Source organism: Diaphorobacter ruginosibacter (assembly GCF_040396215.1).
In the GTDB taxonomy this organism is placed as follows: domain Bacteria; phylum Pseudomonadota; class Gammaproteobacteria; order Burkholderiales; family Burkholderiaceae_C; genus Diaphorobacter_A; species Diaphorobacter_A ruginosibacter_A.
In genome coordinates this window covers 1-8,883 of the sequence record NZ_JBEBOW010000143.1, presented here as the reverse complement: position 1 = coordinate 8,883, position 8,883 = coordinate 1, and the positions used below count along the sequence as shown (strand labels likewise).

At 65.5% G+C, this 8,883-nt stretch carries 8 protein-coding genes; 4 read left to right on the top strand and 4 right to left on the bottom strand.

All coding sequences use genetic code 11. The features are described 5' to 3' along the window. The first annotated feature begins 230 nt into the window (after positions 1-230). Positions 231-1,208 (top strand): Bug family tripartite tricarboxylate transporter substrate binding protein, encoded by a 978-nt coding sequence (locus ABWP92_RS14880; protein WP_353236178.1) that lies wholly within the window; start codon positions 231-233, stop codon positions 1,206-1,208. Between the two features lie 87 nt (positions 1,209-1,295). Next, a complete protein-coding gene (gene gorA / locus ABWP92_RS14875) occupies positions 1,296-2,657 on the top strand; it encodes a glutathione-disulfide reductase (protein ID WP_353236177.1) in 1,362 nt (453 codons plus the stop codon). A gap of 29 nt (positions 2,658-2,686) precedes the next feature. On the opposite strand, the gene ABWP92_RS14870 is transcribed toward gorA, so the two are convergent. The 4 genes from ABWP92_RS14870 to ABWP92_RS14855 all read right to left on the bottom strand — a co-directional run bounded on the left by ABWP92_RS14870 (position 2,687) and on the right by ABWP92_RS14855 (position 6,380). Beyond that, entirely contained in the window at positions 2,687-3,562 is an 876-nt protein-coding gene (locus ABWP92_RS14870) for a LysR family transcriptional regulator (protein ID WP_353236176.1), read from the bottom strand. A 70-nt stretch (positions 3,563-3,632) separates the two neighbouring features. Further along, positions 3,633-4,823 (bottom strand): CaiB/BaiF CoA transferase family protein, encoded by a 1,191-nt coding sequence (locus tag ABWP92_RS14865; protein WP_353236175.1) that lies wholly within the window; start codon positions 4,821-4,823, stop codon positions 3,633-3,635. Continuing rightward, positions 4,813-5,571, bottom strand: a complete 759-nt coding sequence (locus tag ABWP92_RS14860; protein ID WP_353236174.1) for a CoA-transferase — start codon at positions 5,569-5,571, stop codon at positions 4,813-4,815. The genes ABWP92_RS14865 and ABWP92_RS14860 overlap by 11 nt, the downstream gene beginning before the upstream one ends. After that, the gene (locus ABWP92_RS14855; protein WP_353236173.1) at positions 5,568-6,380 is read right to left on the bottom strand and encodes a CoA transferase subunit A; all 813 of its coding nucleotides are present in this window, start codon (positions 6,378-6,380) and stop codon (positions 5,568-5,570) included. Before ABWP92_RS14855 ends, ABWP92_RS14860 begins: the two co-directional genes overlap by 4 nt. Positions 6,381-6,763: 383 nt before the next feature. On the opposite strand from ABWP92_RS14855, the gene rpoH reads away from it, so the two are divergent. Together rpoH and ABWP92_RS14845 are read left to right on the top strand one after the other, a co-directional pair. Next, entirely contained in the window at positions 6,764-7,705 is a 942-nt protein-coding gene (gene rpoH / locus ABWP92_RS14850) for an RNA polymerase sigma factor RpoH (protein ID WP_353236172.1), read from the top strand. A gap of 125 nt (positions 7,706-7,830) precedes the next feature. Continuing rightward, complete coding sequence (locus ABWP92_RS14845; RefSeq protein ID WP_353236171.1) at positions 7,831-8,853, top strand: Bug family tripartite tricarboxylate transporter substrate binding protein; 1,023 nt, start codon at positions 7,831-7,833, stop codon at positions 8,851-8,853. The last annotated feature ends 30 nt before the right edge of the window (positions 8,854-8,883 follow it).

The window sequence follows — 8,883 nt, the reverse complement described above, 5'->3', positions numbered from 1 at the left end:
TGGCGGCACCAGGCTCCGGACGCATCGCCTTCACGGAAAGCGATGCTCGCGCGCACGGTATCCGCGCGAGCATCCGGACTTTAAAAATATCCAGTTTCAGCCTCGATAAAAGCGAACCACCGCTTCTTCCATCTTCAATACATTTTGATGGCGGCACGCCCGCGCGCCTCACCCATCCCGGGACGCGATGCGCCGGCACCGACATGCAATCAAAACTACAGGAGACAATGGTGAAGCGTATTTTTCTGCCCGTTGCCATCACGGCAGCCAGTATTTTCATGATGGGCGGCAGCGCGCTGGCGCAGGACTATCCGAAGAAGGGCAAGCCCATCAATCTGATCGTGCCCTTCGCTCCCGGCGGCGCTTCGGACATTCTTGCGCGCCTCGTGGGCCAGAAGCTCAGCGAGCAATGGGAGACCCCGGTGGTCGTCCAGAACAAGCCGGGCGGCGACATGGTCATCGCGCTGCAATCCGTCGCGCGCGCGGACAAGGACGGACATACCATCGGACTGACCACCAGCAGCTTCGCGCTCAACAAGGTCGTGAAGAAAGAGTTCCCGATGGACCCCGTGAACGATTTCTCATTCATCGGATTGATCGGACAATCCCCTTATCTATTGGCGGTGGGCGCGGATTCCCCCATCCGTCATTTCAAGGACCTTGAAAAGGCGACGCAGGATAAGAACGCCCGGCCCAGCTATGCATCCTGCTGCTTCGGCACGTACTTCGCGGCAGAGATGATCAAGAACGCCACCAGGCTCGACGGCATTCACGTGCCCTACAAAGGCAGCTCGCCAGCGCTCAACGCCATCCTCTCCAAGGAGGTGGAATACATCATCGACACCACGACGGCCACCAAGCCGTTCATCAACTCGGGCAAGCTGCGCCCACTGATGGTGACCAGCCGCAAGCGCGCTCCCACGTTTCCCGACGTGCCCGGAATGACGGAAGCCGGCGTGCCCGGCGATTTTGAAGTAGGCGTCTGGTACGGCTTTGCCTTTCCCCCTGGCATGCCCGCCGACATCGTCAGGAAAACCAATGCGGCGCTGAACCAGATCCTCGCCATGCCCGATGTGAAAGCCAGGATCGAGAGCTTTGATATCGAGGTCACCCCCAGCACCCCCGAACAAATGACGGCACGCGTTGCAGGCGATCTCCAGTCATACATCACCGCGACAAAATCCGCCGGACTGAATTTCGGGAATTGAGCCTCAGGCGCCACCGTGGCGCCTTGTCCGCCATACTACGCAGGCCTCAGCGCTTGCGCATTCCTCTGTCGCCACCACAACCACGGCATGTCCCACTCCAACACATTCGATCTCATCGTCATCGGCGCCGGCTCGGGCGGCATTGCCGCGTCGCGCCGCGCGGCCGCCCATGGAGCCAGGGTGCTGCTCATCGAAGGCACGCGCATAGGCGGCACCTGCGTGCTGCGCGGCTGCATTCCCAAGAAGCTCATGATGTACGCATCGGAGATGCGCGGCTGCTTCGCCGATGCCGGCGCTTTCGGCTGGAGCGAGGTGTCGGCCGATTTCGACATCGGGCGCTGGACACAGGCCAAGGACAGGGAGCTGAACCGCCTGGAGGGCGTGTACCGCCAGATGCTGGAGAGCTCCGGCGTGCACACGCTGCTCGGCCATGCGCGCCTGGCGGGCGAGCGCGCCGTCGAAGCGAACGGCCAGCGCTATCTGGCCGAACGCATTCTCATCGCCACGGGCGGCGCGCCATCCACCACGGGCATCCCGGGCCTGGATCTGGCGTGGACGTCCGACGACGTGTTGCAGCTCACCGAGCTGCCCCGGTCGCTGCTGGTGATCGGCGCGGGCTATATCGCGGTGGAATTCGCCTCCATCCTCTCCCAGTTCGGCGTGCAGGTCACCATGGCCTACCGGGCCGAGCGGCCTTTGCGCGGCTTTGACGAAGACCTGCGCCAGCATGCGGCGCAGGCGCTCGAGGCGCGCGGCGTCGCATTGCACGCCGGCGTGCGCGCGCAGGAACTGGTGCGGACCGCCCACGGATTCGAACTGCGCCGCGCAGACGCGGCAGCTCTGAGCGCCGATGCGGTGCTCAACGCCACGGGCCGGCGTCCCAACGTGGGAAATCTCGGCCTCGACACCGTCCGCATCGCCACCGACGCGGCGGGAGCCATTCCCGTGGATGCGGACAGCCGCACCGCGGCGCGCGGCATCTGGGCGATCGGCGACGTCACCAATCGCGTGAACCTCACCCCCGTCGCCATCGCGGAGGGCCGCGCGTTCGCGGACACGGAGTTCGGCGGCCGCCCTGCCCGGGTCAGCCACGACAACGTGGCCAGCGCCGTGTTCTGCTCGCCGCCCATCGCCACCATCGGCATGACGGAAGCACAGGCCATGGAGCGAGGACCGACCGACGTTTACGTCAGCCGGTTCCGTCCGATGAAGAAAGCCTTCGTGGGAAGCCAGGAGCAGACCTTCATGAAACTCATCGTCGAGCGCGGCTCCGGCCGGGTGACCGGCATCCACATGCTGGGCGCGGACGCGCCGGAAATCATCCAGGGCCTGGCGATCGCGCTCAGCGCCGGCGCCACCAAGCAGGACTTCGACCGCACGATGGCGATGCATCCGACCTCCGCGGAAGAATTCGTGCTGATGCGCGAGCCCGCGCGCCGCCATGGCTGAGCCGCAGCGCGCCGCGCATCGGGAAGCGTTCAGGGGTTCCAGTCCGCCGTACTGAACGATGACAGCAGCAGGGCGGTGAGCGCATCATGTTCGTGCGACGCGCGGGTGATCAGCGACACCGGCCTCTCGAAATGCGGCAGGCGAACGACGTGCAGATTGGGGCTCTCGTGCCAGGCCGCGCCGCGGATCAGCGGCACGATGGAGATGCCCAGCCCCTGGCTGACCAGCGCCGCGATCGCATCGAGCGAATTGAGCTCCATCGACGGCTTGGTCATCACTCCGCGCTTCATGAGGAATTCATCGATCATCTGCCCCGCCCAGGTGCTGCGATCGAACGCGATATAGGGCGTCGAGGACTTGAATGCCTGTCCCAGATCCTGATAGGGAACCTCGGCGGGCGCGAGCAGCGCGAACGGCTCGCTGTACAGATAGTGCACGCTCAGGTTGGTGGGAAAGCGCTGCGGCGGCTCGGTGACGATGGCCATGTCGAGCGTGCCCCGGTTCACCTGGGTGAGCAACTCGCCGGAAATGCCCGCGATGATCTTGACCTCCAGCCCCGGGTTTTTCTGCGTCATCTCCTTGAGCAGTTGCGGCAGCACGCCGCCCAGCGCGCTGTTGATCACGCCCAACGACAGAAAGCCGCCGATCGGCCCATCGCCCCCGAGCGCCTTCATCTCCTCGTAGATGGACACCATCTTCTCGGCCAGCGGCACCAGTTGACGCCCGGCGGATGTGAATTCGAGCGAACGCCTGGTGCGCACGAACAGGGCGATGCCCAGCTCATCCTCCATGTTCTTGAGCTGCACGCTCACCGCCGCCTGCGAAAGGTGCACTTTCTCGGCGGCTGCGACGATGGTTCCGTAACGGTGAAGCGCCAGGAAGGAGCGCAGTGATCTGATCAACAAGCAGGTGCTCCCGGATGAGCGGATGCCCCGTCCGGCAGCGCGGCCGTGGGCGTCCCAAGTGCGCGGTGACCTATGCCGCCGGCTTGCGCGGCAGCACGCTTTCATATGCGGCCGGATCGATGCCCCGCTCTCTGAGCACCTCGTCCGTGTGCTGCGCGAACGACGGCGGACGGCTGCGGTAGCTGGCCGGCGTGCGCGAGAGCTTCACCGGCGCGCCGGTGCCGCGGTAGTCATCGATGTCCACGATCATTCCGCGATGATGCGTATGCGGGTCCGCCACCACCTGGTCGATGGTGCGCACCGGCCCGCACGGCACGCCGGCCGCGACCAGCTCCTGCGAGACCTGCAGGCCGTCGCGCCCGGACAGCAGCGCCTCCAGCTCGTCGCGCAGCGCGTCCCGATGCTGGTTGCGCAGCGCGTTGCTCGCATAGCGCTCGTCCGTGCCCAGCTCCGGCTTGCCCAGCACCTTGCATAGCGTGACGAACTGGCGGTTGTTGCCCACGGCCAGGAACAGCGGAACCGTCCGGGTCTCGAAGGCATCGTACGGACAGATGTTCGGATGGCGGTTGCCCGAGCGCTGCGGCACCTTGCCGTTCAGGTAGAAATTGGGCAACTGCGGATGCAGCATGGAGACGCCCGAGTCGTAGAGCGTCGCCTCGACGAACTGCCCCTCCCCGCTGCGGTTGCGCTCCTGCAGAGCCAGCAGAATGCCGATCACGCCGTTCATGCCCGTGACCATGTCGATGATGGGCACCCCCATGCGCAGCGGCTGGCCTTGCGGCTCGCCATTCACGCTCATCAGGCCCGTCATGGCCTGCACCGCGGCGTCATAGCCGGGCTGGCCGCCGTAGGGGCCGTCGGCGCCGAAGCCGGAGACGCGGCAGTGCACGAGGCGCGGAAAGCGCTTGCGCAGCTCGTCGCCGCCAAGCCCCCACTTCTCGAGCGTGCCGATCTTGAAGTTCTCGATGAAGACGTCCGCGTCCTCCAGCAGGCGCAGCAGCAGCTCCTGCCCGAGCGGCTGCGTCACGTCGATGGGCACGTCGCGCTTGTTGCGGTTCACGCCAATGAAATAGCTCGCCGCATCGCCCACGAACGGCGGCCCCCAGCCGCGCGTCTCGTCCCCCATGGGCGGCTCGATCTTGATCACATCGGCGCCGTGGTCGCCCAGGATCTGGCCGCAGAACGGCCCTCCCAGCACACGGCTGGCATCGATGACCCGCACTCCGGCCAGCGCGCCCGCGCCTGCTTTATCACTCCGCATGAGCAGCGATCTCCTTGGTTAGTTGTTGTGCAAAATCCGGATAGGTCTCACGCAGCTCCTCGAGCACGCGCCCCCTGAGCAGCGCCAACGTATCGGCATCGGGCGCGGGCGTGGTGCCAAGCTGCGGATCGACGTCGAAGTCGAAGCCCGTGGCCGCCCGGATCTCGTCGAGCGTGTGGCCGGGGTGCGTATGCACCAGGCGAAAACGCGCACGCTGCGCATCGAACATGAACAGCCCCAGGCCGGTGAGGAGCGCATACGGGCCGCCCTTGCGGTACACGCCCGGATCACTCGTTCCGGGCGCGCTGATGAAATCAACCTTCTCCACGAACACACGCGGCGAGTGCTCCTCGCGGAACAGGATCACCTTGGGCACCGTGAAATACAGATAGGCGGAGCCGAACGATCCGGGCCAGCGCACGCGCGTGTCGGGATATTCCCCCACGCCCACCAGGTTGATGTTGCCCTGCCCGTCGATCTGGCCGCCGCCCAGAAAGAACGCATCGATGCGGCCCTGGCCCGCGCAGTCGAAGAGTTCCGCCGATCCGTTGGTGAAAAGATTGTGTTTCACCGATCCCAGGATCGACAGCCGCACCAGCGGCTCGTTCGCGGCCTCCTTTCGCGCGCGCAGCAGCATGGCCGCAGCCGCCGGAATCGGCGAAGACGCACCCACCGCCACGTGGCGCGCGCCATCCAGCAGCGAGGCGATCGTGACGATCAGCCGCTCGCGCAAGCTCACTTCGCTCATGCGTACACCTCCGCAATCCATTGCCTGAACCCTTCCTCGGTACGCGCCATCCGCGCATAGCGCTGCAGCTGCGCCGTATCGGGCGCGTACTCGCCCCACAGGCCATAGGGCCACGCACCCTTGCGCGCCTCGGCCACGCCATCCACGTAGATGGCCGGCAGAACGCCCGCAGCCGTCACCTCGTCATCGAGCAGCCGGTGCTCGACAATGCGCTCCACCGTCACGAAGGTCTTGCGGCTGGCATAGGCCATCGCGCCCAATTCGCGGCGGCGGCCAATCCACACGTTGCCCTCGCGGTCCGCCATGGGAGCGTGAAAGACCGAGACGTCCGGGTGCAGGGCGGGAATCGCCACCACCGGATCAGGCTCCACCGAGAACAGGTTCTGCATCACCCGCCAGTCCGGACGGTGCATCAGCACATCCGTGCCGATCAGCCCGCGCAGCGTGGTGAAGGGCGAGCCCTTCTGCGCCGCCATCAGGCCCGCGTGGATCGCGGGACAGGTGCTGTCCTTCATCTGGATCGAGCGGTTGGCGATCGCCCGCATGAAGCACGGCGCGCCACCCGCCTCGCCCAGGCTGACCGCGCTGGTCTCCAGGCTGCGGACCAGTCCCGCGCCGATCAGGATGTCGAAAGACAGCCCGGCTGTCGGCACCCCGACCAGGTCCAGGTCGCGCGGCGCCCTGCGCAGCAAAGCGGGAACCACGGCCATCGGCACCCCGGCGTAATCCACGGGCATGGCCAGCCGGCACCCGTCGCCGACCTGCGCCGCGATGTCATCCACGCTGATCGATGCCATTGTCTGCGGCATATTGTCTCCTTGGTCTTTTCTTCGACGGCATTGAGCGTCTTCTTCGGAAGATGCCCATCATAATCATCGCTGTTTCCTAAAGAAAACAAATATTCAACGTTCTGAGCATCGGAATATTTGATGAAACAGCGGGCGGCGCAGCCGCCATCTGGCATGTCCTGTAGGAACTTTGCCGACGAACGAGATCGAAGTTCCAGGACTTGGCCTGCATCCGCGCACCGTACAAAATAAGATGCTCCAAGTTGACGATGGGCCGCATCCCGGCCGGCACCGGTCTTGCAATCAGAAAATTCATACCCAACTGGCGAAGTTGGGAACTTTTCTCTTAGCACTCCCTCCAACAGAGTGCTAACATGAACCGCATTGATGAAAGGATGTCCCTGATGACACTGCCAACAGCATCGTCCTCGACGTCTCTGGCACCCGCCAACCCCTGGGCCCTGGTGCCTCCGCTCGGGAATCTTGATGCCTACATCTCTGCTGTGAACCGGCTGCCCCTGCTCACAGCGGATGAAGAACAGACGTTCGCCCGCCGTTTGAAGGAAAACAACGACGTGGACGCCGCCGGACGCCTGGTGCTCTCGCACCTGCGCCTGGTGGTTTCCATCTCCCGCCAGTATCTCGGATACGGGTTGCCGCATGGCGACCTGATCCAGGAAGGCAACGTCGGCCTGATGAAGGCCGTCAAGCGCTTCGACCCCGACCAGGGCGTGCGCCTGGTGTCCTACGCCATGCACTGGATCAAGGCCGAGATCCACGAGTACATCCTGAAGAACTGGCGCATGGTCAAGGTGGCCACCACCAAGGCGCAGCGCAAGCTGTTCTTCAATCTGCGGTCGATGAAGCAGGGATTCAAGGCCGATGCGGCCATGGACGACGCCCTGGCCCATCGCGACACCTTGTCCGACCATGAGATCGACATGGTGGCCGAGCAATTGAACGTCAAGCGCGAGGAAGTGATCGAGATGGAAACCCGCCTGTCGGGCGGCGACGTTCTGCTGGACCCGGCTCCGGGCGATGACGGCGAGCAGGCTTTCGGCCCGATCGGCTACCTTTCGGACGCCAGCCACGAGCCCACGGCCATGATCGAGCACCGCCAGCGCGATCGCCTGGCGAGCGACGGCATCACCACCGCCCTTGAAGGGCTGGACGAGCGCAGCCGCCGCATCGTGGAAGAGCGCTGGCTGAGGGTGAACGACGACGGCTCCGGCGGCATGACGCTGCATGAGCTGGCCGCCGAGTACGGCGTGAGCGCCGAGCGCATCCGCCAGATCGAGGTGGCCGCGATGAAGAAGATGAAGAAGGCGCTGGCCGAGTACGCCTGAGCGTTCCCCCGTCGGGCCCGCCGCCACACCCCGGACAACGGGAGGCGGATAATCCAAGGCGCGCACCCCCAAGGGCTGCGCGCTTTTATTTTGGTCAATCGCAGATAGAAGAAAGAATCAAGCACATGTCCACCGACATCCCGATGGCCCGCCGCAGCATGCTGGCGCTGGCGCTGGCAGCCACCTCCAGCACGCTGCTCACGGCGCCGGCCGCCGCCGCGCCGGCGAACGCCACCGCCGGCTGGCCGAGCAAGCCGCTGCGCATCATCGTGGGGTTCCCGGGCGGCTCATCTCCCGACCTGACCGCGCGCACGTTCTCCGAGCCGCTGTCGCAGATGATCGGCCAGCCGGTCATCGTGGAAAACAAGGTGGGCGCGGGCGGCAACATCGCCGCCGATTACGTCGCCAAGGCCAAGGACGACCACACCATCGGCCTGTTCATCAACGGCAATCTCACCATCGCCAACCTGATCAACTCACGCGTACCCTACAACCCGCAGAGGGATCTGGCGCCGCTCACGCTGGTCGGCGTATCGCCGCTGGTGCTGACCGCGCCGGTGCACCTGCCCGATGCGCCGGACGGCAAGGACGCACGCGCCTTCCTTGCCGCTGCCAGGAAGGCGGGCGACAAGTGGAGCTACGGTACGCCCGGCGTCGGGACGGTGGGCCATATCGGCACCGAGCTGCTGAAGGCGCGCACCGGCATCGCGCCCGTGCACGTGCCCTACCCCGGCTATCCGCAGGTCGCGCAGGCGATGATGGGCGGGCAATTGCAAATGGCGCTTTTGCCGCCCGCGCTCGCTCAGGCCCAGGAAAAGGCGGGCAAGCTGCGGCTGATCGGGGTCACGGCAGCGGGGCGCAGCACGCTCGCGCCCGATGTGCCCAGCCTCGCGGAAGCAGGCGTTCCCGACCTGAATCTGGAAATGTGGAACGCATTCGCCGCCCCTGTGGGAATGCCCGCGAACATACGCACCCGCCTGTCGGCCGCGCTGATCGAAATTGCGCGCTCGCCCGAAGTGCGCGCCAGGCTGTTCCAGCAGGGCTGGCAAGCCGTGGGCTCTTCGCCCGAGGGGCTGGCCAACCGCATCAAGGCGGACACGGCGACGATGGGCAGGATCATCAAGGACCAGGACATCCGCGCCGAGTAAGGCTCAGGCCCTCATGCCGCAAAGCGGCAA